Origin of the sequence: Calidithermus terrae (assembly GCF_003574345.1) — a bacterium.
GTDB lineage: Bacteria > Deinococcota > Deinococci > Deinococcales > Thermaceae > Calidithermus > Calidithermus chliarophilus.
This window is the reverse complement of record NZ_QXDL01000014.1, coordinates 13,184-37,480: the sequence shown is the minus strand read 5'-3', so window position 1 is coordinate 37,480 and position 24,297 is coordinate 13,184. Positions and strand designations below refer to the sequence as shown.

The 24,297-nt window shown below is 60.1% G+C and carries 17 protein-coding genes, 1 tRNA gene and 2 pseudogenes; 9 read left to right on the top strand and 11 right to left on the bottom strand.

All coding sequences use genetic code 11. From position 1 onward, the window contains the following. Nucleotides 1–4 precede the first annotated feature (4 nt). Together Mterra_RS03185 and Mterra_RS03180 are read right to left on the bottom strand one after the other, a co-directional pair. Nucleotides 5–982: a restriction endonuclease subunit S gene (locus Mterra_RS03185; RefSeq protein ID WP_170159535.1), complete on the bottom strand. Its 978-nt coding sequence runs from the start codon at nt 980–982 to the stop codon at nt 5–7. Next, nucleotides 972–3,377 carry a type I restriction-modification system subunit M gene (locus Mterra_RS03180; RefSeq protein ID WP_119313846.1) on the bottom strand — a complete coding sequence of 802 codons (2,406 nt, stop codon included), beginning with the start codon at nt 3,375–3,377 and terminating at the stop codon, nt 972–974. Before Mterra_RS03180 ends, Mterra_RS03185 begins: the two co-directional genes overlap by 11 nt. Before the next feature lie 918 nt (nt 3,378–4,295). Between Mterra_RS03180 and Mterra_RS03175 the strand changes: the two genes are divergently transcribed. Together Mterra_RS03175 and Mterra_RS03170 are read left to right on the top strand one after the other, a co-directional pair. Further along, complete coding sequence (locus tag Mterra_RS03175; protein WP_147372524.1) at nt 4,296–5,606, top strand: hypothetical protein; 1,311 nt, start codon at nt 4,296–4,298, stop codon at nt 5,604–5,606. A 217-nt stretch (nt 5,607–5,823) separates the two neighbouring features. After that, complete coding sequence (locus Mterra_RS03170) at nt 5,824–6,996, top strand: type IIL restriction-modification enzyme MmeI (protein WP_119313844.1); 1,173 nt, start codon at nt 5,824–5,826, stop codon at nt 6,994–6,996. A gap of 75 nt (nt 6,997–7,071) precedes the next feature. On the opposite strand, the gene Mterra_RS03165 is transcribed toward Mterra_RS03170, so the two are convergent. Continuing rightward, entirely contained in the window at nt 7,072–7,872 is an 801-nt protein-coding gene (locus Mterra_RS03165) for a hypothetical protein (RefSeq protein WP_119313843.1), read from the bottom strand. 165 nt (nt 7,873–8,037) lie between these two features. Between Mterra_RS03165 and Mterra_RS03160 the strand changes: the two genes are divergently transcribed. The 4 genes and pseudogenes from Mterra_RS03160 (at nt 8,038) to Mterra_RS03140 (ending at nt 11,783) form a co-directional block, all read left to right on the top strand. Then, nucleotides 8,038–8,114: transfer RNA gene (locus tag Mterra_RS03160), tRNA-Trp, on the top strand. Between the two features lie 82 nt (nt 8,115–8,196). Next, nucleotides 8,197–8,430: a hypothetical protein gene (locus Mterra_RS03155; RefSeq protein ID WP_119313842.1), complete on the top strand. Its 234-nt coding sequence runs from the start codon at nt 8,197–8,199 to the stop codon at nt 8,428–8,430. Nucleotides 8,431–8,789: 359 nt separating this feature from the next. After that, nucleotides 8,790–8,936: pseudogene (locus tag Mterra_RS23625) on the top strand (IS630-like element ISTth6 family transposase); the annotation flags it as partial. A 393-nt stretch (nt 8,937–9,329) separates the two neighbouring features. After that, nucleotides 9,330–11,783: a hypothetical protein gene (locus Mterra_RS03140; RefSeq protein ID WP_218022863.1), complete on the top strand. Its 2,454-nt coding sequence runs from the start codon at nt 9,330–9,332 to the stop codon at nt 11,781–11,783. Between the two features lie 37 nt (nt 11,784–11,820). Here Mterra_RS03140 and Mterra_RS03135 read toward each other — a convergent pair whose 3' ends face one another. Genes Mterra_RS03135 through Mterra_RS03115 form a run of 6 tightly spaced genes read right to left on the bottom strand, consistent with a single transcriptional unit; the run spans nt 11,821 to nt 19,325 of the window. Further along, complete coding sequence (locus tag Mterra_RS03135; RefSeq protein WP_119313840.1) at nt 11,821–12,981, bottom strand: cysteine desulfurase family protein; 1,161 nt, start codon at nt 12,979–12,981, stop codon at nt 11,821–11,823. 57 nt (nt 12,982–13,038) lie between these two features. Beyond that, the gene (locus tag Mterra_RS03130; RefSeq protein ID WP_119313839.1) at nt 13,039–13,422 is read right to left on the bottom strand and encodes a nucleoside 2-deoxyribosyltransferase domain-containing protein; all 384 of its coding nucleotides are present in this window, start codon (nt 13,420–13,422) and stop codon (nt 13,039–13,041) included. After that, entirely contained in the window at nt 13,419–14,174 is a 756-nt protein-coding gene (locus Mterra_RS21730) for a hypothetical protein (RefSeq protein WP_147372523.1), read from the bottom strand. Before Mterra_RS21730 ends, Mterra_RS03130 begins: the two co-directional genes overlap by 4 nt. A 38-nt stretch (nt 14,175–14,212) precedes the next feature. Then, nucleotides 14,213–15,025: a phosphoadenosine phosphosulfate reductase family protein gene (locus tag Mterra_RS03125; RefSeq protein WP_119313838.1), complete on the bottom strand. Its 813-nt coding sequence runs from the start codon at nt 15,023–15,025 to the stop codon at nt 14,213–14,215. Further along, complete coding sequence (locus tag Mterra_RS03120) at nt 15,022–18,420, bottom strand: hypothetical protein (protein WP_147372522.1); 3,399 nt, start codon at nt 18,418–18,420, stop codon at nt 15,022–15,024. The genes Mterra_RS03125 and Mterra_RS03120 overlap by 4 nt, the downstream gene beginning before the upstream one ends. Then, the gene (locus Mterra_RS03115; RefSeq protein WP_119313836.1) at nt 18,417–19,325 is read right to left on the bottom strand and encodes a DUF4007 family protein; all 909 of its coding nucleotides are present in this window, start codon (nt 19,323–19,325) and stop codon (nt 18,417–18,419) included. Before Mterra_RS03115 ends, Mterra_RS03120 begins: the two co-directional genes overlap by 4 nt. Before the next feature lie 693 nt (nt 19,326–20,018). Here Mterra_RS03115 and Mterra_RS03110 point away from each other — a divergent pair. Further along, nucleotides 20,019–20,715, top strand: a pseudogene (locus Mterra_RS03110) (transposase). Between the two features lie 484 nt (nt 20,716–21,199). Here the strand turns inward: Mterra_RS03110 and Mterra_RS03105 are convergent. Together Mterra_RS03105 and Mterra_RS03100 are read right to left on the bottom strand one after the other, a co-directional pair. Beyond that, nucleotides 21,200–22,033: an alpha/beta fold hydrolase gene (locus tag Mterra_RS03105; protein ID WP_119313835.1), complete on the bottom strand. Its 834-nt coding sequence runs from the start codon at nt 22,031–22,033 to the stop codon at nt 21,200–21,202. A 366-nt stretch (nt 22,034–22,399) separates the two neighbouring features. Next, a complete protein-coding gene (locus tag Mterra_RS03100; protein ID WP_119313834.1) occupies nt 22,400–22,738 on the bottom strand; it encodes a hypothetical protein in 339 nt (112 codons plus the stop codon). Nucleotides 22,739–23,523: 785 nt separating this feature from the next. Between Mterra_RS03100 and Mterra_RS03095 the strand changes: the two genes are divergently transcribed. Then, the gene (locus tag Mterra_RS03095; protein WP_170159534.1) at nt 23,524–23,841 is read left to right on the top strand and encodes a cupredoxin domain-containing protein; all 318 of its coding nucleotides are present in this window, start codon (nt 23,524–23,526) and stop codon (nt 23,839–23,841) included. After that, nucleotides 23,838–24,221 carry a hypothetical protein gene (locus tag Mterra_RS03090; RefSeq protein WP_119313832.1) on the top strand — a complete coding sequence of 128 codons (384 nt, stop codon included), beginning with the start codon at nt 23,838–23,840 and terminating at the stop codon, nt 24,219–24,221. The genes Mterra_RS03095 and Mterra_RS03090 overlap by 4 nt, the downstream gene beginning before the upstream one ends. Nucleotides 24,222–24,297: the final 76 nt, after the last annotated feature.

The following is a 24,297-nucleotide window of genomic DNA, read 5'->3' as shown; positions in this document are numbered from 1 at the left end:
CGTTTTACCCGCCGTGCGTCGCCCAGCTCGGCCTCCGCGAAATGCAGGCTGGCCCATTGAACCGGATCCTCGGGATGCAGTTCCATCGTCTCGAACCATACAGGGTTGAGATGTGGGTAATGACAAGCTCTGAAGAGCGGGGAGTCGTCACCAGAATATCCCCTACTTGTAGAAGGTAGCGGGGAACTTCAGACTTATATATGCGCACCGTTTTTATCTCAGTGAGGTCAAGAAAGCCATCTTGGACGTTAGCTACACGCAGGTAGGGCAGTTCTACCGTGTCCGACCCATGGAGTTTTCGGCCTAGGGTTACCCCTGAGGCAATATCTGCAACCTCTATTAAAGGGTGTACCCTCCAGTGTGGAGGCAAAGCGCTTTGGCTTTCGTACTGCTGCAAACTACCTTTCTCATCCAGGCCCCTGGTCAGCAGGTCGTGCAGCAGACCCGCCTTGGCGGCTTTCAGCTTGGCGATGAGTGCCTCGGTGCGCTGGATGGTGGTGTCTATGGTGTCGAGAATTTCGGCAATGCGCTGCTGCTCACGAAACAGGGGGAAATTGACAGGCCAATTTAACAATGTATCCGAGCTAATGCCCTTAACAGTTGACCCAATAGCCTGAGCTTCAATTTTTGGACGGGCATGCTCAAGCCACCAAACAAGGTATTTGGCATCTAGTTGTGAGTTGGGGTAAAGAGCTTTCAGGTCCTGGTTAATGGCTACAGCGCATTGGGCTATGGCAGCTCGGCCCACAGCCATTCTCGTGCAGACAATAGGTACTCCAGCCTCTATAAGATTGGACGCACTAGCCTTAAGCCCTTGTGCTGAGATGTTCTCCTGAGTCCCTTTCAGAGATAAGGCACCTTCCCTGAAGTCCTTGACTGACGCCCAAGGAATATCCCCTGTCCAAAATGCCGCGACCTTACGTGATGGAGTGCCGCCCCCAACTATACGCTCGAGATAGTCTCGAAGGCGACTACGAGACATACCGCAACTCCCGCATAAACTCCGCCAGCTTCCTCGCCGCCTCATCCCGCTCGCGCTCTATCTGCTCGAGCGATACCCGGTACTTGTCCCACAGGTTCTCCAGCGCGGCCACCACCTTGGCGCGGTGGGCGGCCACGTAGCGCTCCAGCTCGGCCTCCAGGTCCTCGCGCAGGAAGCCCAGCACCAACGCCTGCTGTTCGGCCTCGCTCAGCCTGGCCTTGTTGCTGGCGAGCTGGGCTTCGGCCTGCTCCAGCAGTCCCTCCACCCGCTTCTTGGCCTTGCGCAGCTCAGCCTTGAGCTGCTTGAGTTCTTTCTCGCTGAGGGCGGGCTCGGCCTCTTCCTCGGGGGCCTCCTCGCCGTTCTCGCCCTCCTCCGGGCTGGCCTCGGAGAGCCGGGCTTCCAGCTCGGCCCTGTGCTCCTCGGCTTCGTCAAGCTGGCGCATGACCTCCGGCGCGAGCGAGCGCAACAGGCGCTCGCGCCCCACCGTGCTGGCCTCGCCCTCGAGGCTGGCTATCCAGCTATCCAGCAGGCCGCCGAAGCCCTGGGCCATGAGGGTCTTGAGGTGGTAGAGCTGGGCGTTCCACCAGCTCGCCACCACCCCGGCCACCTGGAAGCGGTCGAGCAGACCCACCGGGTTCAGGGCCTGGGAGAACGTCTCCAGCAGCTCGGCCCGCAGGCTCATGAGCTGCTTGTTCTGCGGTAGCGCGGCGATGTGGGCCCGGTGGGCGGCCCACCACGCGGCGAAGGCCCCCCTCAGCTCGTCCTCGCGGGCCTTGACCCCTTCGTCGGCCTCGACCACGGCCTTGAGCTGCTTGCGCTCGGTGAGGTGGGGCTTGAACTGGAGGTAGCCCTCGCGCAGTCCGTCGAAGACGTGGCTGGCCTGGAAGCCGTGGGCGCCGAAGAGGTCGCCCTGGGCCAGCACCTCGCGCACCGGGACGCCGCCGATGAGGTGGGCTTGCACGTCGTGGGGCTCGGGGGGCGGGGCATTGTCGGCGTAGCGGCGGATGTTGAGGTTGTAGTCGTTGGCGGCCAGCTCCTCCACGCTCACCACGCGGGCGTAGCCGGGCACGTCCTCGAAGGCCTCGTAGGTGGTCACTATCTTCTCGACGTGCTCCGGGCGCAGGTAATTCTGCGCCCGGCCCGCGTGGTACTCGGCGTCGGCGTTGATGAACAGTACCTTGCCCTTGCGGCGCTCGGGCTTGGCGCCCTTGGCCCGCAGCACCAGGATGCAGGCGGGGATGCCGGTGCCATAGAAGAGGTTGGGCGGCAGGCCGATGACGGCCTCCAAGAGGTCGTCCTCGAGGATGCCTTTGCGTATCTTCTGCTCCTCCCCGCCGCGGAAGAGCACCCCATGGGGCATGACCGTGGCGACCATGCCGTCCTTGCGCAGCACCGCGAGCATGTGCTGCAGGAACATCAGGTCACCCTTTTTGCCGCCGGGCGGGGTGAAGCCGTAGCGGAAGCGGCCCTTCAGCTCCATGTGGTCGGGGTCGTAGTTGAGCGAGAAAGGTGGGTTAGAAATAACCCGGTCGAAGAGCATCAGGCTGCCATCTTCCTCGCGGTGCAGGGGGTTGGCGAGGGTGTCGTCGTTTTGGATGTTGGCGTCGCTGATGCCGTGCATCAGCAGGTTCATCTTGCAGATGGACCACACCCCGCCGTTGGGGTCCTGGCCGTAGAGCCCCAGGTTGTTGGGGTTGCCCCCGTGCTCCTCGACGTACTGCTTGCTGATGATGAGCATGCCGCCCGAACCTACCGCGGGGTCGTAAATTCGCATGCCCTCCTGCGGCTTGAGGATACGCACCATCAGCCGCACCACGTCGCGCGGGGTGTAGAACTCCCCGCCCTTCTTGCCCGCCGAGTCGGCGAACTCCTTGATGAGGTACTCGTAGGCCGCCCCCAGCAGGTCGGGGAACTCGAAGTCCTCGTCGCGCAGACGGTACTTGTTGAAGTGCAGGATGAGCTCGCGCAGGCGGCTGTCGGGAATGCGGCTTTTGCCCACGGTGCGGTTGAAGTCGATGTGCTGCAAGACCCCCTCGAGCTGGGGGTTGGCCTCCTCGAGGGCCTCGAGGGCCTTGTTCAGGCCGCTGCCCACGTCTTTGTGCAGTTCGTTGAGGATGTAGCGCCAGCGGGCCTTCTCGGGTACGAAGAACAGGCCGGGCCCGGTGTACGACGTGCGGTGCTCGGCCCGTTTGCGGGCTTCCTCCTCGGTGCGCCCGAGCTTTAGCTGTTGGTTCATTATTTCCTCATAGCGCTGGTCGAAGACGTCGCTGGCGCGCTTGAGGAAGAGCATGCCGAAGATGTACTCCTTGAATTCCGAAGCATCCATCCGCCCGCGCAGGATGTCGGCGGCGGCGAAAAGGTGGCGCTCGAGATGGGACAACGTCAGGCGTGGCATTGGCCTGCCCATTCTATGGCGCAGCGGGTCCCCTGGTCATCCTGCGCCCGCAGGGGGAGCCGCTCGTGTCGGGCTTACCTGGCACGCTACCGCCCTTTACTCGAGGGTGTGGGGCCCTAAGCCCCACGCCCTCGCCAGCCCTCGCACGAGGGAGACCCCCAAACCCACTGCTTCGGCCATTTTCGACGAACAGGAAAAGAGCCCTCTTGCGCTATACTGAAGATAGAAGGGCAAGTACAGGAGGCGGCTGGAACAACCAGCCGCCTCCTGCTTTTCTCCCCCTCTACCAGCTCAGGAGGATAGACACCACGCTTACGACAAGCAACAACGCCGCTCAGAGCACAAGCCACCGCCAGCAGGCCGGGCCCTGCGCTAAGGCTCCGGGCCCCGGCCACCACCGGCTAGAGGGGCGGGACCGGGCCCAACCGCCCGGCCACCCCCCACCAGAGCAACCAGACCATGCGGGCCCGGCCGGGTGGCCGGGCCATAGTTTCGCAGACGGGCAGTGCCCGAGCGGGCGATAAACCCGTCCTGGAGGGCACACTCGCCACCGAGAACCGCAGCGCATGAACCACTGACGACACGACCCCCGAGGCCCGCAGCCTCGGGGGTCGCTCAGGGAGGAGAAACCTATGACCCAGCAGGCCACTACACCCACCCCCCGGCCGGCCCATAGTTTCGCAGAAGAAGGGCAGGAGAATGAGGAATAAACCCGTGCCGCACGACACTAGCTCATCTGGCACTTCCCGCGCAAGGAAGTCTCGAGCCTACTTCCAAACCTCTGCCTATGTTCCTGAGCCAGCAGCCCTTTACATTGAAGGGCTGCTGGCAAGGCATAACCCGCATAGCAAAGTTTTTTTCAAGCATGTTCTGGTGTCTGGCCTGAGCCGCAGTGCGTCAGACCGGGGTTACGTACCCGTGCCATCCAAACTTATCGAGCGGTGCTCGAGGAATGCCGACATCCGGGCGTTGGAGCGGGAGGGGCTGCTAGAGGTCAGCAGGTACAGCCGGAAGGAGGGGAAGTGCCGTGAGTTCCGTGTGCCCTTGCCCATCCTCAGGGAATACCTGCGGCTGGTGATGCAGCACCTGGACGCCCCTCGGGTAGAGCTTTTCGACCCTCGGCCTGCTGGAGGGCTGCTTAGGTCGGTGTACTCCGACGAGTCCGGGCACGCCTACCCGGTGTTGCTCCGGCGAGCCACGGGGGTCATCGAGCCGAACGGGCTCTGGAACCTCAAGGCGTCTCGCAGTTTTCTCGAGGAGCAAAAAGCGGCGCTCGAAAAGCTCGAGGAGCGCCTCGAGGCATGCTTTGGCAGCCCGTACTATCCCCAGACCCTGCACACATACGAGCGAGCCCTGCGGCGTTTCGCTCACGACGTGATGGGGGTGAACGCCATCCTGGCCAACCGCACTGGGGAATTGCGCGATGGGGTCATCCGGTACCGCGTGCCGTACATCCCAACCCTCACCGGTCGGCTCAGCTTCATTGGCGGCGGGGCGCAAAGCTGCACCCGCGAGATGAAAGCCGCAGGGTATAGCGGCATCCCGGACATTCACAACTACGACCTGGTGTCGAGCCAGGCGGTCATTTTGGTGGACTTGCTCGCCGAGGCAGGCCTGCCCACGGACTGGCTCGGGGAGTACCTCGTCACCCCCAAGGAGTGCTACGCCGCGCTGGCTGGGCTGAGCGTCGACGTCTGGAAGACCTGCCTCTACGCCGTCTTCATGGGGGCCGAGTTGCCGGAGCCGTCCCAGCTTCACCTCGGCCGGGGCGAGGTCCGGCGGGTCTTGCTCAAGGCGGTGGGCGAGGAGGGTCTCCTGGCAGCCTACAGCAGGTTCTACGAGGTGGTGAAACCTTTCTACGAGAAGAGCCTCAAGCCCTGGCACCGCCACCTCCGCGGGAGATGGCTAAAGGAGAACGGCAGGGTAGGCAGAGGGGGGAAGAAATACGTCCGAAACGCGGTGGGCATGACCTTGTGCGTGAGCGAGTACCGCTTGAGTGAACTCCCCCGCAAGCTGGCGGCATTCCTCCTCCAGGGCAAGGAGGCCTACTTCATCCACACGCTCACGGTGCTGTCGCACAAGTATGGCTTCATAGTAGTCGCCAACGAGCACGACGGCCTCGTGACCCTCGGGGAGATACCCGAGGAAGCCGTGGAGGAGGCCAGGAAACGGACCGGGATGGGTTACGCCCGGCTCCAGGAGAAGGACTTCGTCGGTAAACGGTCCTGAATGAAGCATCGGTGCAACTCGGCCGTGACGGCCCTGCTCGAGGTGGAAGCCCCTCCTCAGGGGTTAGCGGTGGTGGTAGTATCTCCAGTTAAATGAGCTGTCGCCACTGCGGAGCGTTTCCACCGAAGCCTTTGTCAGGCCGAGGGGTTGCCGGGCTGAAGCGTCGAGAGCAAGGCCCTGTACCGCGACCTACCGCCCCAGCACAGCCGGAGGCGCTATGAGCCTGGAGAATACCCTGCGTGACCTCCAGCAGCAGCTCAGGGAGCCGGCCGCGCCGCGCCTCAACGAGGCGCAGACCGTCCAGGTGGTCGTGCTCAGGCTGCTGCAAGCGCTGGGATGGGATATCTGGAACCCTGCGGCGGTGTGCGCCCAGAGGAACAGCGGCGGCGGTAGCGGGGCCTACGTGCCTGACTTCCTGCTGTTGGTGGAGGGCAAAGCCCGGTTGGTGGTCGAGGCCAAGGCCCTCGGGGCCCGCTTCTCCGCCAACGAGGCCACACAGGCCCTGAACTACGCCGTGAAGCACGCCGTGCGCTGGGCCGTGCTCACCGACGGTCGCACCTGGCACTTCTACGACAAGAACCTCACCATCCACTCGCCTCCCGAGGAGTGCCTACAGGTCACCATCGACCTGCTCGACCCGGACGCGAAGGCCTACCTCGAGCGGCTCCTCGCCCACAAGGTGTGGCGCGACCCTAAGGCGGACGAAAGGGTCGCCGCCGAGGCCGAGCGTGTGCAGGCTAGCATCCGCAAGCGGCAGTCGCTCACCGACATCAAGAACAAACTGGCGGCAGCACTGACCCAGGCTTACAAGGCGACACCCGAGGGGCTGGACAGGGCCATCCGCAACGAGCTCGACCCCAGCGAACAGCAGTTGGCGTTCGAGTACCTGGCACAGCTGCACGGTAGCTTGCTGAAGGCGGGGGAGCCGGAGGAAGGGCAGCCCCGCCCTTTGGGGGCGGGGCCCACGGACCCTGTCACTACCCTGCACCAGGCGTTCAAGGACTACGTGAAGCCAGGGAACGACAAGGGGGTGGCAGCTACTCTTCAGGGCTCTCAGCTCGCGGTACGGAACTGGAGGGACCTTCTCCACGGAGTTGCACAGGCTTTTGTGTTGCTTGGGCGAGGGGACGAGTTGCGAAGGACGAACCGCGTCTATGTGTCAGTAGATGAGCTGCGGAAGCAAAACAGTGGCGAGCCTTATCTACCCAGTGCGTACCGTGAGCTCAGCAACGGCAAGGTCTTTTTTGTCCATGGTGGGGCTGACGAGAGCCGGCAACTCCTAGAAGAACTCCTCACTCAGCTGGGGGTGCCGCAGGGGGTGCTCGAGGTCGAATATAAGGGCAAGAGCCATAAGCTGCCCAGTGGGGCCGCTACCGCGTCAAGGCGTTAGCCCAGAAACACGCTCTCCCGGTGCCACTGGGGAGCGGTCGGTAGAGTACCGCTACGGTTTGGCACTGGCCTTTGGCTAGCGGTATATCTCGCCGTTCTCCTCGGTAATGAGTATCCGGTCGCCGTACTTCTCCAGCTCCAGCACCACATAGGCCTTGCCCGAGAGAGTCTTGTCCGCCCGGCTCACCCGGTAGGTGTAGTCAAAGCGCACTCGGCGGGTCGAGCTGGTCGAGGCCAGTGTGGCTATCTCCGAGATGCGCTCATAGCTGCGCCGGGGCCAGCGCGCGAAGTAGGCGCGCTTGTCCTCGAAGACCGCGTCCTTAGCGATGATGCCCATGCTGTAGTAGCGCACCGTGTCGGCGTAGAGCTTCAGTGAAGCCTCGGCGCTGCCCGCTGCTCCGGCCTTGAGATAGTCCTCCACGAAGGCCTCGACCTCCGCGTCGTCCAGCACTGCCGCGGTGGGGTCGGAGGGCGCCGGGGCGGCGGGGGCAGCGGTCACGGTGACCGGCGTGAACCCTTCGGGCAGCTCGTAGATGCCCGCCTCCGCCAGGCGGATGCACTCGTCCACGTAGGCCTTGCGCTTCTCGGCGGCCTGGTCCCAGACGTGCTGAGGTGCGCTGTAGACTCCAGGCTTGTCGGGGTCCTCGGTACCGTTGAGGCGGACGTAGCTCCAGTACTGCTGCTTGGCCTCGTCGCGGCACTGCGCCAGGAAGGTCGCCCGCTTGGCCTTGGCCTGCTCCTCGCGCTCGAGCTGCTGGCGTTGCAGCTCGAGCCGAGCTTGCTCCTGACGCGGGACGAGCACCAGGAAGTAATACCCTACCCCCAGCGCCACCAGCCCGGCCAGCAAAGCCAAAAAGACCCTGAGGTCAAACCTCATATGCCCCATTCTAGGGAAACTGAGGCGGAGGCGGCTCAGCCTCCGCCTCAGTTCTATCGGCCAGTATTATCCGAAAATGGCCCAATGTCTCCACTTGCCAAACGATGTCTCCCAAACTAAACTGGAATTCGAGGAGGGCGTTTTTGCGTACCGGACAGGGAAAAGGGGCCGTTAGCTCGGCCCGGTAGAGCACTCGTCTCCAAAACGAGGTGTCGGAGGTTCGAATCCTTCACGGCCCGCCAGACCGTCCAGGACGCAAGAGTTTGAAAAATAAAGTTACTCGGCCTGCTGCCCTAGTCTAGACGTCAAACCCTGGAGGGCAGCATGACCATTTCTGAGGCCATCGAATACTTCCTCTCGGACCACCGTAGGCTCGGTTCGCGCCCGGCCGCCACCCAGTGGGGGTGGGACGCCCGGAGGATCGCCGGGTACGCCGGGCGGGCCTACCGCCCGGTGCTGCGGGACTTGAATCGCTGGGAGGAGCGGGGGCTGGGGGGCTCGGCCGACGGCGCGGCCCCGGGTAACCCTAGCCCCATCGGTGTGGACCGGCGGGCCTAGCTAGAGGAGAGGCTGGCCGAAGGGCGCACCTGGACCGCCGGAGCCCCGGCCGAGGCTTTGCGCCGGTGTGTGCTGGGGATGGGTTCCACCTGGAAACGCGACCGCTACGTTCCGGTGGAGCGCCCCGACCCTGGGCTGCTGTCGCGACACCAGGCCGGCTTGGAGACCTTGAAAAGGGGGCGGAGGAAGGCCGTCTGGTCCTGAAGTACCTGGAGACCCTGGCCCGACAGGCCTGGCACGAGGGCAAGCTGACGGTGATGGTGCGGACAACGCCGGCTCCACCACGCCAGGCTGGCCCAGGCCCGACGCCCTGAATGGGAGCGGCAGAACTTCTACCTGCGCGATAGCCCCCCTACTGCCCCCACCTCAACCCCATCGAGACGGTCTGGCGTAAGCTCAAGGGCTTTCTCCTGCCCCGCAGGCGCTACGCCACCAAGGACGGCCTCAAGGCCGCCGTCCTCCCCGCCCCGCATCTCCTGGGTGCTGCCCCTATTCTGCATTCTTAGCATACAGCCCTTTAGTGCTCTCCCTGGTGGCCTACCTTCTGGCCCATCAGGTGAAGCTGAGTCCACTGGGAGCCTCCTTGAGCTGGAGGGAAACCGCGGAGCTCACGGCAAAGTTGCTTTTCCCCGACCTTCTCCTGGGGGTGGTACTCAGGGAGTTCTACCTTCTAGGCCTCTGGTTCCCATCGGGGGTAGGGCTTCAGGGTGCATGCTCCTGCGCGCTATATGGGAGATGCAAGTATTGAGTATAGGTACCTACTACTTGATCTGGGTAAAGAGCATTGGCGCTAGAATAGATTCAGCGCTGTGTAAGTAGAGCAGCCATCTTAGTGAATGATAAATGACCACGGTAAGGGTTGTGTCTCGGATACCATCAATCCTGAAGAGGTTACACCGATGGACCAACTCGCGAAGCTTTTCTTCGAACTTTACCGCGCAGCTTCTGAGACAGACGTAGACCAGATAATTGCCCGCTACCCGCAGCATTTTGAAAGCCGTACAAACTGGAGGCCCTACGGTCGCGACGAGAGCTACTTCGCGGTAATAGAGAACCAGCAGGCATCACCTGTGCCCGCGTTGGTTGAGAAGATCACTAACTCAATCGATGCGATCCTGATGCGCCGCTGCCTCGAGAGTGGGCTCGATCCCCGCTCCCCGCAAGCACCCCGTTCCATCGAGGAGGCAGTGCAGTGTTTCTTCCCAGAAGCCCGCAACTGGGACCTCTCGATAGAGCGTAAGAAGCAGGCCGAGAACATCCAAATCATCGCTGACGGGCCCAAGCTCAATCCTTCGCTTGTGATCTATGATAACGGCGAGGGGCAACACCCCGAGGACTTCGAGACAACCCTGCTCTCGTTGCTGAGAGGGAATAAGAACGAGATCCGCTTCGTCCAGGGCAAATACAACATGGGCGGGGCAGGAGCCATCGTCTTTTGCGGGAAGAAGCGCTATCAACTCGTTGCTTCCAAACGTTACGACGGCTCCGGAGATTTCGGCTTCACCCTGATCCGCCGTCACCCTATGACCGAGGTGGAGCGTGAGACTCGGAAGAACACGTGGTACGAGTATCTGGTAATTAACGGGAAAATTCCATCATTCCCCATAACCGAGCTCGATCTCGGACTTTACAACCGGAAGTTCACTACCGGAACGGTGATCAAGCTCTACTCCTATGACCTACCTGCTGGCTCTCGCTCAGTGATATCTAGAGATCTAAACCAGAGCATTAACGAGTACCTCTTTGAACCTGCATTGCCGATCTATACCATCGATACTAAAGAGCGTTACCCCGACGACCGCAACCTCCAACGTGAGCTCTTCGGGCTCAAACGCAGGCTCGAGGAAGAGAACAGTAAATACGTCGAGAAATCCTTCTCCCAGGAGTACTCCGACGATACCATTGGCCGCATCAAGATCACCTGCTACGTCTTTAAGGCGCTCGTCGAGGACAAAGACGCACAGGCCAGCCGGGAGTCCATCCGTAGGGAGTTCTTCAAAAACAATATGTCGGTGCTGTTCTCGCTTCATGGCCAGGTTCACGGCCACTTCACATCCGAGTTTATTACTCGGTCGCTGAAATTCCCGTTGTTGAAAGACCACCTGTTGATTCATGTGGACTGCACTGGAGTCAAGCTGGAGTTCAGGAACGAGCTGTTTATGGCCTCGCGGGATCGCCTGAAGGACGGTGAGGAGTCACGGGCGCTGCGGGCTAAGCTTGCTGAGCTGTTAAAAGACAGTGAGCTCAAGGACATCTATAAGCGCAGGAGGGCCTCACTGTCGGTTGAGTCGTCCGATTCCTCCGATCTACTCAAGCGCTTCAGTAAGAATCTGCCACTCAGCCCCGAACTTACACGGCTCTTGGACCAAACCTTCAAACTCGAGGCCAAGTCCCCAAACAACAGGGCTAAGGAGGCTGAGGCCGGGACAAAACAGAACCCACGTGCAAACAAGCGGGAAGAGCCTAGCTTTAATCCCAGGCGTTTTCCCTCCATCTTCAACATTCAGGTCAAGAACAAGGGTGAAGATGGGCTTCCCTTGGTCCAGGTACCCCGCGGTAGCGAGCGAACGATTCGCTTCAGCACCGATGTAGAAGATCAGTATTTCGACCGCACCTCAGAGCCAGGCGAGCTGCGGCTCGCGCTGCTCAGCTACAGCTCCAATAAGACAGATGGCGGTAGTGCCCGCGGGAATCCCAGCAACTTGGAGAGTATCCTTCATGTAGCTAAAGCGAGCCCAGACTCAGGAACGATCCGGGTTGTAGTCAAGCCCTCAGAGAAACTGCAGGTGGGGGATGTCCTTAAGATCCGAGCCGAGCTTTCTGCGCCGGAAGGGAATTTAGAGCAGGTCTTCTGGATCAGGGTAAGCGAACCCGCGCAGGAACAGCGTCCCGAGCCCCAACCTGAACCTGAACCCCTTGGCTTGCCAGGGTTTGTGCTGGTTCGCCAAGAAGCCCAAGGCAATCGAGTGAGGAGCTGGAGCGAGCTCGAAGCGGTGGGCATTCCCATGAACCACGCTGTGGTGGTACATCCGTTAGTGGAAGGGGATACCCTCGAGACCGTGTATATCAATATGGATAGCTCCGTGCTTCTCAACTATAAGTCGAGGCTCACCACGCAGGACCAGCTCGAGGTGGCCGAGCGCAGGTATATCACTTCGGTCTATTTCCACACACTGTTTCTGTACATGATCTCTAAAAATCGCCGGTGGGCGCCGTACCGCCAGGGAACAGAGGGTGCCGAGGATGAGTCCCCGGACCTAGCCGAATACCTCAAGGATGTCTTCGCCAGCCACTACGCGGAGTTCCTGCTCAATTTTGGAACTGGTGATCTCATCGCTAGTCTTGCGGATTAACAACCCTGATCAGCAAGCGAATCGCTGAGGGACGGGCTTATTTTTGGATGACTTGGTAGTATGCTTCCCCAATAAGCTTCGCTGCTGTAGATATCTCATCCTCGGTGTTGAAGCGTCCGACGCCGATCCGCAATGTACTATAGGCCCTTTGCCATGAAAGCCCGAGGGCTAGGAGAACGTACGAAGGCTCGGGTGCCCCTGAGTTGCAGGCTGCGCCGGTACTAAGCATGAGTTCTGGAACGTTAGCTAGTAAGGCCTCTGCATCCGTACCCGGCAGGTAGAGGCTGCTAGTGCCAGGCAGGCGCTGCTGAATATCTCCGTGGATTTCTATTTGTGGGATGTAGGACTGTAGCAGCTGCTCGAGTCTGTCTCGGAGTGCAGCGATGCGAACCATTTCTCCCTCGAGTTCCTCTGCACTGATTCGGGCGGCTTCGCCGAAGCCGACAATGGCGGGGACATTATGAGTGCCGGATCGCAGCTCCCACTCCTGGCCTCCGCCATAGCCTAGCGGAGCGATCGGGATTGCGCGCGGGCCGCCGCGAATAAACAAGGCGCCTACACCCTTCGGACCGTAAAACTTGTGTGCGCTTATGGACATCAAATCCACATCGAGTTCGTCTACATCTACGGGAATCTTGCCAACAGCTTGTGTCGCATCCGTATGAACAATCGCACCGTACTCATGAGCTAACTCGGCAATCTGCCGTAAGGGTTGGATAGTACCAACCTCATTATTGGCAAGCTGAGCAGAGACGAGCAACGTACACTCGTCAAGGTTAGTGGCAAGGGCGTCAACGTCGATACGCCCTTTGCTATCTACATCAAGCAAAACTACTTTGAAGCCCTCTTGCTCTAACTGTTTACCTATGTTCAAGATAGCCTTGTGTTCTGACTTAAAAGTGATTATTTTTTTTCGATTGCCTGAGTGAGATCGTGCAATCCCTAATATTGCAAGGTTGTTGCTTTCGGTTGAGCCTCCAGTAAAGATAATTTCTCCGCTCGCTGCTCCGATAAGTCTCTCAACCTGTGTTCTAGCCAGCTCTATGGCCCGGGCTGCTCTTTGCCCTGCCAAGTGTTGACTCGAGGGGTTCCCAAAATACAGATGGAAAAATGGCAGTATGGCATCAATAACCCTAGGATCACAGGGGGTGGTTGAGTTGTTATCGAGGTAGATTTCGGCTATCGCAGATGGATTCATTTAGCTGATGATTGTTTTCCATTGCTCAGAGGTCGCTCTTTGCCATAAAATTGACGATTATAGTGTTTCCAGGAATTGCAAACCTTTCTCAAATGAATCGAAGGTAATATCTGCAGCATGCCGAAGCATTGCAAAATATCTTACATCTCCACTTCTAACCATTGGTGTTTTTTCGTCAACCAAGATTATCAATTTCCCTAAGGCTTTAGCGTATCCCAGCTCTAGGCTCAAGGCGTAGCCTGCAGGGTTAGAAAACTCCAAATACGCAAAAAAAATATCACATAAGCGTATCGCAAATAAATCCCAAGCTGTGTACTCACTTGATTCAGTGAGGTTATGTTTACGAGGGTCAATATAGCTGAAGTGAGGTGCTTGCTGGATTACACGGTCTTGCCATCCCGAATGAAAACCTCCAGCGAGATAAACGTGTTTTCCTTTCATTGCTGTGCTCCTTTACTGGAAGCTCGGTAGTCTGAAGCGAACATGCTAAAGGGTGTTCTTAGTGACCGAGCAGTGAACCTAAAGTATCTCTCTAAAAAAAGGAAGATGATTACTAGTAAAATCAGCCATCCAGTATAGCTGAACCGAAGAGGTGTGAGCCCTAGGCTTTGATAGTATGTGGAAAATAAGGCAGTACTTAGCCATACAATTGCCAATACTGCTAGGGCTGATGCAATACCAATATTAAACTGAGCGGTAAACGTGAATCTTATTATGGTTGATCTATCAGATGGGCTAAGTCGGCTCATGACTGAACTTCTAAGGTCCCTAAATAAGCCTTTCGCCTTCTCAGTATCTTTTAGATCGCGGCCATAAATACGCTCATGGGCCGACACAAAGCTAACTTCCCCCATGGCTAAAGTCATTAACATAGTTTCGGGCATCAAATAGTAAGGATTATAGTCGGCCCGGACTTCTCTGTATAGATAGATTATGCGGCTTATTATGAATTCAAAGAATGGAAGAACCACCGTTACGGCTATGCTATTAACAAGGTGTCCAACTGTATAGCAGACAGGGACAAAAATAAGCCAGCCGTTTACATCTTCTGGAATAACGGTACTTAAACTGAGGAATGTGGGTTGGCCCAAGATTACCCATAAACCCAGTACAAGGGCTGCTCCAGGCAGCACAAGGCCGATAAAGTCGAGAAAGAACCGATCAGCTGCAGAGATAATGTTTTCTGTTTCCATCTATATCAGTCTAATGTGGTGGCAAGTTGCTTTTATTGTCATAGCTGACAGACTAAACAGCCCTGAACTTCATCTTCATCACTATACGAACCCGTGAATGCCTCTGCGAGTGTACGCGGCCGACGCCGCTTCTCAGCTCGCTCCCGGCGCTTGGCCTCCTCAGCCTTGATCTGCGCGACGCGCTCGGGACGAGAAAGCTCCTCGAGGCTCTCCCCCTGCACCCAGGTGTAGCCCTGTTCGACCTTCTCGTACGCTTTGGCCTTCTCGAAGAGGTCAGGGTGTCGCTCGAGCAGTCCCACCCACTCGATCTTGCGCTGATAGAAGCAGAAGTAACAGCCGGAGCGTGAGCGCCACTCGTAGTATTTGGGCAGGCCGATGCCGCTCTCCTCGAGGATGCGGAACACGTCCTCCTTTACCACCCCGTCGTCCTTGAATGGAAATACCGGGATAATGTTGGGCTTGGTGGAAATATACCCCTCGCGGTTCTCATCGGCTCGGATGCCCACGTAGAGATAGACCGGGTCATCTCCGATATAGCGCTCGAAAGGCTCGATCTTAAGCTTGCGAGTACACCAGCGCATCGAGGGTGAGGGTAGGTAGCCGCGAAACATATCTAAGTGGTGATCGAACCCCCGTTCACCCAGACCCGCTGAGAGCCGGATCACCTCCTTCCCAAGAAACCCTTCAATCCGGGCCAGGTATTCGTAAGTTTCGTCAAGCTCCTTATGGGTGTCACAGAAGACATATTCCATCTCGAGCCCCGGACGGGTTTGGCGCAGGTAGACGGCCAGAGCCGTGCTATCCTTACCTCCGGAGATCAGGCAAACGTGCCGTACCTTGGATTGACTCAACGCTGTCTCCTTTCAATCTCCTGTTGTAGTAGATGAGAGAGGGCAGCCAAGCGCACCTGGCGGCTAACCTTACCCTCCATTTTCTTCAAGACTTTAGCCAGTTTCTCGGATAGTGCCTGTACCTCGGGCATTTGCTCGTCGGATACCGGGATGCTTTCCCGCACCTCCTTGAGCTTGCTCTCCAGCACGCCGACATGGATAACCCTGCTAGCCAGGCTACGCTGCTTCTCCAAACCAAGCTCCTCGAGACGCACGAAGTCACTATAGAGGTACTGTAGGCGTACCTGAAGATCCACCACATCATTGTCGGTCCAGATGCTCGGAGGCTTTCCTGCCATGACCACTTGGCCAATAACCTCGCGCCAGTCTCGGTCGTCCAGTCCCCCTGCAGCGTTAACAAAGCGGGAGAGGTCGCCGCTGACAGTGAGCCCCTTGAGCGGCTTGGTGCGCTCACGCAACTCCGTTCTGAGTGCTTCGGTTGTGGTACCAGCCAGGTTAAACGTGGCCTTGACTAAGCTTTCGATCTGATCTAGCAGTTTCGGGTAGGCTTGATAGAGGGCGAGGAGGCATTTATGGAGACGTTCGGCTAGCAGCCGCTCAGCTTCGGGTTGAGTGGGGTCAATGCCGAGCAACCCAGGGACTTCCTGGAGCAGCAGCGTATGAGGATCTTTGGCCCTGAGCAGGGCCTCTCGAAGCTCCGCGGCAACGAGTGGGTCCAAGCGGCGGGTCTTCTTGGCAAAGTCAGGGAGCTGCATGACGGAAACCACAAGCGGCTCAGCGACCCGCAGCAGCGGCGACCCACCCCGAGCCCGCATGTTAATCCCGAGCTCAATAATCACCTGCTGGATGGCTTCAAGGGTATTGCGACCTTCGGAAGTGAAGGCGAACCGTTGAATTTCGAAGTTCTCCGGTGCATGGATGAGGAGCTGAAGCAGCTCTTTGTTGAGACCTACGAGAAAGAGCCCTTCGCGGTACAGTGCGATCTCGCCAGGCTTGTCCAGGATTGCCGCCAGTAGTAGCAGTGGAAGGGGGCCGTCGCGCAGGCCATAGGGCGGCGCTTTAAGCAGGTCATACAGCTCCACCAGCGGGCGTCGACCTCGGTGTGTAGTTTCAAGAAACCCTTCCATCGCTTCCCAGACCGGCGCCCATTCCGGGTTCCGCGGCGGCCCGATCTTCCATCCGGCATCTTGGTGGTGAAAGCCGCCCGCACGGATAAACGACTCGTACATGCTCACTTCAGCGGGAGTACCCTCGATCCCGAATCGGTCGGCTCGCTCGTTGAAGACCATCCGTTCGACCAGCTCGTTGAGCGCCGCCTTTGCAGCGGAGGAGAGCTTCCTGCGATTCAAGAGTTCGTTCCTCAGCCTAGGGGCTTTGTGAAAGGTCCGGTCGCACAGGCTGGACAACCAATTCTGGAAGGAGGGCCCGTCTTTAGGCCGGTAAATCTCACCGTAATGCACCCAATCTAAAGCCTCGGGTGCGAACCGGTGACCCCTCAAGCCGAAGACTCGCCCGGCGATGGTTTCGAGCTGCTCTTGGGCGGCACGAAGGTTGGCCTCAAGTTCTGATCTTGCTGCCCGATCTCCCTCCAAGTCAGGTGTATTGCGTTCAACCCAGCGCCAGTTCTCTACCTGGGCTAGTGCCCGCTCCAGGCCTACTATCGGTTTAGGAAAGGCGTAGATTTCGAGGGGAGGCCCGTCAGTGGTCCGCTTGACCGCCTCCCGGATCAGGTTGGCTCGAGTGGTTTCGTCCCCGGTCAGCACAAAGGTAATCTTTCCGTCAGCATCGCCCTGGACTGAGGCCTTGTCAGCAGCGCCGTCTACGCCGTCAGTTACGGCCAGTGTGAAGTAGCGCAGCGTGCCCGTTCTTATGTAGTGCGCACGAGCCACGAACGGCCTAAGTTCGACCTGACGGGATAAGCGGGTGGCTAGGTTCTCTTCGAGGAGGTGCTGGCTCGCTTCGCGATACCGCTCGTCGAGGTTGATGTCTGAGCCTTCCCAAAGACCGTAGGCTTCTTCAAACCTGCGGAACACGATGATCGAGGCACGCTCGAGGTATTCCAGAACATCAGGCAGCTCTCCAGTATCCCCCAAAGCCAGTGACAGGGTCTCAGCATCAGCCTTCAAGCCTACTGCCTTCCCGTAGATCCACAAAAGACCCAGCGCCTTCACTACCGACCGGGTGAGGGGCGGGGCCTCTGCCCGTATGCGGTCTATAGCTGCGTCGATTTCAGCCCACCGCCGGCCCAAGCTGCCTTTATATAAGCTCGGTCCCAGGGTGGCTCCGACATAATCGTAGAGCTGGTCGAGGCGGTACAGTGGCGGAGGATCCGCACTCCAGTTAGCAGAGTCGAGGAATTCCTGGAAGCCGTACGGCTCCCGACTCGTGAGGAAGGAGAACAGTGAGCGTTCGTTCTGAGCGAGGGGACCGCGGAATAGGGGCGAGAGCAGAGTAGCAGTAATCGGTTCGATGGGGATACAGCTTGGAAGCAGTTCGTGGAGCGGCAGACGTATCCGGCTTTCATCCAGGGCCTTGGAGTGAATGGTCCGTTCGATAAGTTCACGATAGCGGTGAGTGAGCGACGGGGTGAACTCGTGTTCAATAGCCGCCCCGATCAGTCGCAGCACCTGCTCGTGGGGTTCCTGAAAAGCTACATCCTGGAACCGACCCTGGATTTTCTGCCACTCGATCTGGCGCAGTTCGCTCTCCCTGTCCGCATAGGCGGTAAATCCGCTGTGCAGAATGGTCATCACCACGAACGGCACCGGGCTGCGGGAGGCAGCCTCGGCTAGGTACTGCATTATCAGCAAGTCAGAGTCGTCCTCTCCGGAAGCGATGTGCTCGAGGAACTTCCCAAACTCGTCCACGATCAGCATGAGGCCGCTGCGCCCGTGATGGACGGCAACTTGGGCTGACCGCTCGAAGATGGCACTAACCTCGGCGTCGGTTGGTTGACTGCCAGAGGCTAAGGCCTTGATCTCCCCAGATAGGGTTGAATCGATTGGGTCTATTGCCTTGGCTAACCCGGAGAGGAGCGCCGCCGCGAGGGAGGCCTTCTGCCCCACTACGAGAACTGGGATCAGGGGTTTGAACCCTCTGGGTAGCCAGCGCTTGAACTCGCCAGCCTCAGGGTGATTGCCAAGTCCTTCGGCCAGCAACCTGGAAAGGAAAAGGGCGAAGGCCGACTTACCAGAACCGTAGGGTCCAGTGATTGACCAAGCCCGAATACCCTTATCACGGGATAGCTCTTCCAGAATCCACTTGGTCAGGCTTCTTACCGTCGGCGTGACCAAATAGCCGCTAAAATCCTCAGCGGTTTCCCAGTCCCGCGCGAGCTGCACCGATCGGTGGAAACGGCCCCGCACTAAAACCCGTCCTTTCGGGTCCTTGATCACCCCCTCACCCCCCGGTAGTAAATCTCTAGGGCTCCCATAGGGTCAGCGATGCCACAGCCCGTCCGCAGAATTTGCTTGACCCCGGCTGTTTCGTCGTAGGCTAGACCCGCCCAAGCCGGCAGGTTTTCGAACCGCTCAACCAGGGCATTGGGGGTGAGCTTGAAGGCGGCACCAGGGCTGCCTGGTCCGTGGGCTATACGACCGATATCCAAAGTTTGGCGTTCGGGTGCGGCCACCGTCCAGTACCGAAGCAAGGCGTACACGAACACTTCGTCAGGCAAGGTGGGTTGCCGTCCCCGAGTGAAGGCGTAAGTCTTCTTGTCCAGCTCACGGATCAGTCCAAGCTCGACCATCGGACAGTCGAAGGTTTCTTCCAAAGCCACAGTCAGGCTCGGCTCGGAAGGGACATAGGTCTGTACGAAGACGTCCACGTCGCGCTTGATCGTTTCGCGGCTGGTGCGGTCTCCGGCCCGCTCTGCTACCTCGGCCAGCCAGGCCGAGAGCTGTTCACGGGTGAAAGTTTCGGGTGCCCAGCGGGTAAAGGCGTAGTGCCAGGTCGAGGCACGTTCCGGTGAGGCTACAAGCTGCCAATGCAAGAGCCATAGGGTACCGGTATCCTCGAGAAAAGGGTCCCAGCCGTCGCTAGAGAACAAGCGTTTTCCAAGCTCGGTAAGTCCATCTGAGCTGTGGCGGTCCATAAGCCCGAGCGCTAGGCACCAATGACGCATCGAGCGGACCATATTCTTGCCGACCCCGAGTTTGACCATGGCGTCTTCCCGGCTGAAGAGGTCCGGGTCATCGAGCACGCCTTGGACAGCTTTGGGGAGCCAGGGATAGCGGAAACGAAAAGTTTCGTGGCCGCTGAAACTCAGAGTGGCCGGTTCGAACGAGGTAAAAGAGCGCACAGCTTATCTTACACACCCAAATTTCACTGCGGTGCCGGGACTTCATAACTCCTATCTCTATACTTAATCAGATAACACGTGAATTTGGCGGTGTAAAGGAGGAACAGGCAAGCTGGCGTTCTTCTTGGGCAGGGTGGCGAACTCCTCCGAGGCGTAGGCCTTGTCCCCGATGCACAGCGCGCGGGCTGCCCAGGAAGCCCGACTCCCGCAGCTGGACCCTGGCGACCCGGAGGTGTACTGGTCGGTCCCCGCAGGGCGTAAAGCAGGATCTCGCCCTGCGCAGACACCCAGGCGTATAGGCGGAAGCCGCAGAAGGCCCCGTGCTTGCTGTACCCCTCACTACGCCCCCACTACCTTGCAGCAGCCCCGGCGCATCCAGCGGCAGGCCGGGATGGACTCGAAGTCCCGGAGTCCACCAGCACCCACCTGCGCCTGCGCCGACGGCGGCTCAGGAGGCGGAGCAGCGGCAGGAGGTGCAACAGGCAGGTGTAGGCCTGGGTGTAGCTGGGCAGGTGAGGGTAGAACTCCCATGTCAGCCGCCACCACACCGAGGCGTAGGGGTACCTGAAGCGCACTCGTGCCAAGTGCAGGGCCAGCAGCTCTGCGTCCCCGACCTTCTGTTTGCGTCACTGGATGCGCCTGGGCAGTTTTCGCGCTAGAGGGTGTTATGGACTTAGCGGCTAAGCTTGGGGGATGAGCCGGAAGCGGTACCCGAGTGACGTGAGCGACGAGGAGTGGCTGTTCGTGGCGCCTTACCGACGGGCGGCGCTGGGTGGTCCGGGCGGGGGTGTCGTGGCGGATGGTGCTGGGGGACCTGCCGCCCTGGGGAATGGTGTACCGGCAGACCCGGCGCTGGCTGGCCGAAGGTCGGGCCGCTCAACCTTCCACCGCGATCTTCGACAACCGCACCCTGCAGTCCGGCCCGGGGAGCGGCGAGCGGGCAAGCTATGACGGGGCCAAGCGGCACGAGGGCAGCAAGGTTCACCTGGCCGTGGACACTCTGGGACACCCGTTGGCGTTGCACGTCACCCCGGCCAACGAGCAAGACCGCGCCCAGGTCGCGGGGCTGGCCCGAGGGGTGCAGGAAGTTACTGGGCAAAACGACGAATTGGCTTATGCGGTCGCGGGCTACAGCGGGGAACAAGCCCAGCAGGAGGCTCGTGCACAGGGCGTCCAGCTCGAGGTGGTCAAGCCGTCCTGGGCCAGGAACGGCTTCGTGCTGTTACCCAGGAGGTAGGTCGTGGAGCGTTCGCTCGGCTGGACGGCTCGCTTCCGGCGGCTGGCTCGGGATTACGAGCGATTGCCCCGAACCCTAGCCAGGCTGCACTTCCTGGCCTTCGCCGCCCTGCCCCTCGCCCGTTTCGTTAACCTCATGAGCCATAGTGCCTAACACGCTCTAGCCAGCGCCTGGTCACGAAGACGTAGTGCCGGACTGAGATATCATGTTTCTTGGGACGGCCCGTAAGCACTGTCCCTTTTCCTTTACCCCGGCCCGGATGTCAAACCCCTAAACCTAAACGAGGTATGGTCATCGTTGTTGCCCTTCATTCTTCTATTCCTTGCGTTTGCTACTTGATCTGGGGCGGCAGGGTGTGAGGAAAGAGGGGGTGCCATGCGATCCGATCGCGAGCACCTCCCGTACTACCTTGACCCGGAGGCCCTGCTCATCGCCACCTTTATCTGGTGTGGATGACGCCCCCCTCGAACGCCTGCTCGAGGCCGGGGTGGAATTCCTGTGGGCAGGCGGGGGCGTGTTCGCGCTCCGGCGCACCGGTGGGTTCGGATGCGCTCCGCTTAAACGGCTGTGATGGGCGGTATGGCGCCGCACGCTTGCCAGTTCAGTATGCTGGCACAGCACGACCGGGAGGATCTGCTCATTGATCCGGGAGGCTGTCGAGGCTTGCTAGAAAGCCCTTCAGCAAGGCGTTGAACCACTGGGGGTGCTCGAGGCTGGGCAGGTGGGCGGCATCCGGAACGGGGTATAGTTGGGCGTTGGGCAGGGTGTGGGCAAGGTGCTCGCAGCGTTCGCGGATGTGCGGCCAGTCGAGCAGGCCCGATATCACCAGGGTTGGCTGGCTGATCTGGCGGAGGTGAGGGTAAGCAGGCGCCGGCTCGATTTCCTGGCCAAGCTGCTCAGCCCGCAGGGCCCTGCCATTCATGTCCAGGAATAACTGGCGCGCCATACCCGCCACCCGCCCTTCCGGGCTGAGTGGGCCATCGAGCCACAGGTGTGCCTCGATGGCGTTTACCTGCTCGAGGTCGCCGGTTTTCTCAGAGGCTTCCAGCCAGCTCTGCAACACCTGGATGGCCCGGGGAAGGCTGCTGGGCGGGGGAGCCCCGCTGATCGCGGGGGAGACCAGCACCAGGGTGCGCACCCGATCTGGATGGGCCAGGGCGAAATCTATGGCGATCCGGCCTCCCTGTGAGCACCCCACCAGCGCGGCTTGCGGTATGTCCAGATGGTCGAGCACCGCCAGGAGATCGCCAACCTGGGAGAAGGACTCGTCCACAGGCAAGGTTTCTCCGAATCCCCGGCGGTCGTAGGCCACAACCCGGTGGGAAGCGCATAGGCTCTCGAGCTGGGGATGCCACATCCTCCGGTCCGCGACGCCCGCGTGCAGGAATACTACTACAGGACCCTCGCCCCCGACCTCACAAGCGAGGTCGGCCTGCCTGCTGGGTATCCGACGAAAGCGGATCGTTTTCATCGAGGCTTCCTTTCTTCGCCCTGGCCGGGGCAATGCTCAGCCTGCCCCTACCAGTCGAAAATCGAACCGTCCGGGAGGACGTGAAACCCGGCACTCCGGAAGAGGTCGGCATGCCCGTACTTGAGCCAGAAGCCTTTCGCAGCCGCTCCCAGCGGATGGGCCAATACCAGTGCTCCCCTGGCAGGCTCGGTGTACGCACCGCCGAACACGCCCACCAGGCCGGCACCGTTCGCGCTTGGAAAGCGAACAGTCTCCCAACCGTCTGCTGCGATTTCCGGGGGCCAGAGCCATGGTTTTTGGTACCGACCAAAGAAGGGTTGCTTGAGGATTCGATGGACCGTTCCCACGAGCCTGATGCTCCTTCCTTTACCGCAAGCCTGGCCGCACGATCACCATCACCAGCCGCACACGGATCTCTTCGTGGCTCACGTCTATCCCTTGCAAGAGTAGGTTCCACGCCTCGGGAAATTCCCGGCAGCCTTCTCGAGCCAGCTCCGACAGGGTGGTGGGCCCCTGCAGTAACCGGTAAGTCCCGCCGACCCGCCGCCCGTCCGCCCACAGCCGGACGCCAATGGCCTCCTCCTGGGTCAAGCGACGAGCGAGATACTCGGCATAGCAGGCCATGAAGTGCCAGGGGTCGACGCTCTTGAACACCTGGGGGGCCGGCCTGGAGAAAAGGCCGATGATCGTCGTTCTCTTGTGCATTTCCCACCCCGCTTCCTCACTCACCGCCGATGCCGTTGCTCGAAGGCACGTCTCCTCCGGGTGACGGCTCCACTACCTCTCGAGCGAGCTTGTCTCATGTAACCTCCGTACGGCACCCAGCCTGCCTGCCCACCGATGACGCCCCGGTAACGGATGAGGCTGGCCGGGCTGTACGGAGGGCTTAGAGCGTTCTTCACGAGAAATGAGCCATGGGATGGGCGAGGATTGGTGTCAAGGTCGAGACGATTGCGTTCGGGATAGGACCGGGCGCTGGTGAAGAGTGCGATAACCCGCTCGGTCTAGGGGTTATCGCCGTCGGCACTCGGCAAGTCACTTCGCGAACCGCTCTAACCGTGCCGCGTTACCGGCGCGTCACCAGCCTTCCGTCATCTTCGAGCGGTGGAGGTCTCAATCACCCGGGGTGCCGCTGGGCCGGTTGTGGCCGTTGGCCGGGAGCCGGTGGCCCGGTCTCCGCCGGAGGCCCTGCGCTGTTGTCGAGCGGCTCGCCGACGCAGTCCCCGCGACCCGGCGAACGTGGGCGACTTCACCTAGGGGGAGGTTCTCGAGTGAGGCAGTTTCCCAAAGAAACCCTGTACGGCGTCATCACCCTGGGCCTGACGGTAGTGCTGATCTTCATCGGCTTGGCGCTGTTGATCTGGAGCCTGAGCTAAGGGCTGAGGCGGGCAGGGTGGCGGGCTCTGGGCTTATCTCTGGCTCCAACCGACGTGAAGGAGGATAGCAGTTGTATGTACCGAGTAAATCCGGCTTTTCGACCGGCCCTGGCCTTGGCTCTCCCGTTGCTCCTGGTGGCCTGTCTATCGGGTGGGAGTAGCGGGGGTGGGCAACCCCAGGCTTGTCCCCCCACCGTCGAGATCCAGGGCTTTGCCTTCCAGCCGGCTCTCTGCACGCTCAAGGCCGGCGACAGCCTGGTCTTCAAGAACCTGGACTCCAGCCCCCACACTGCCACCTCCCCAGCCTTCGACACGGGGAACCTGAGCCAGAACCAGGCTTCGCAGCCCGTCACCCTTAATACCCCAGGGATCTTTGACTACCACTGTGAGATTCACTCGGGCATGAAAGGAGTCATCGAGGTGATCCAATGACCAAGAAGCTCTCCGGGATATTCGTGCTGGCATGGCTGCCTCTGGCCCTGTCCCTGCCAGCCTACCGCACGCAGGCGGTCCAGCAGTTCCACCTGAGCCCGGGCGTCACCTGCCAGTTCTGCCACGTCAACGCCAACGGCGGGGCCCCCTGGAACCCCTTCGGCGAGCTGGTGCGCGCCAACTTCAAGGGCACCATCAACGCCGCCCTCTACGAGGCCCTCAAGGCCATGAAGGACTCCGACGGCGACGGCTACCTCGACGCGCTCGAGGTCTTCGCCGGCACCCTGCCCGGCAGCCCCGACAGCAAGCCATTGGTGGACGCCGCCTTCCTCAAGGCCAACTTCGACAAGGCCGGCGGCGTGGACCTCTACAAGCCCTGAGCAGCGATGAAGGATGACGGAGCTGCTCCGCGTGGACACCGGAGTTGATAGAGCACTCCGGTGTCGATGCCGGGGC

What these genes read in the sequence shown, in the direction of transcription:
- Mterra_RS03185 (WP_170159535.1), bottom strand. Translation starts at nt 982, where the DNA reads ATGTCTCGTAGTCGCCTTCGAGACTATCTCGAGCGTATAGTTGGGGGC.
- Mterra_RS03180 (WP_119313846.1), bottom strand. Translation starts at nt 3,377, where the DNA reads ATGCCACGCCTGACGTTGTCCCATCTCGAGCGCCACCTTTTCGCCGCC.
- Mterra_RS03170 (WP_119313844.1), top strand. Translation starts at nt 5,824, where the DNA reads ATGAGCCTGGAGAATACCCTGCGTGACCTCCAGCAGCAGCTCAGGGAG.
- Mterra_RS03165 (WP_119313843.1), bottom strand. Translation starts at nt 7,872, where the DNA reads ATGAGGTTTGACCTCAGGGTCTTTTTGGCTTTGCTGGCCGGGCTGGTG.
- Mterra_RS03155 (WP_119313842.1), top strand. Translation starts at nt 8,197, where the DNA reads ATGACCATTTCTGAGGCCATCGAATACTTCCTCTCGGACCACCGTAGG.
- Mterra_RS03140 (WP_218022863.1), top strand. Translation starts at nt 9,330, where the DNA reads ATGGACCAACTCGCGAAGCTTTTCTTCGAACTTTACCGCGCAGCTTCT.
- Mterra_RS03135 (WP_119313840.1), bottom strand. Translation starts at nt 12,981, where the DNA reads ATGAATCCATCTGCGATAGCCGAAATCTACCTCGATAACAACTCAACC.
- Mterra_RS03130 (WP_119313839.1), bottom strand. Translation starts at nt 13,422, where the DNA reads ATGAAAGGAAAACACGTTTATCTCGCTGGAGGTTTTCATTCGGGATGG.
- Mterra_RS21730 (WP_147372523.1), bottom strand. Translation starts at nt 14,174, where the DNA reads ATGGAAACAGAAAACATTATCTCTGCAGCTGATCGGTTCTTTCTCGAC.
- Mterra_RS03105 (WP_119313835.1), bottom strand. Translation starts at nt 22,033, where the DNA reads ATGAAAACGATCCGCTTTCGTCGGATACCCAGCAGGCAGGCCGACCTC.
- Mterra_RS03100 (WP_119313834.1), bottom strand. Translation starts at nt 22,738, where the DNA reads ATGCACAAGAGAACGACGATCATCGGCCTTTTCTCCAGGCCGGCCCCC.
- Mterra_RS03090 (WP_119313832.1), top strand. Translation starts at nt 23,838, where the DNA reads ATGACCAAGAAGCTCTCCGGGATATTCGTGCTGGCATGGCTGCCTCTG.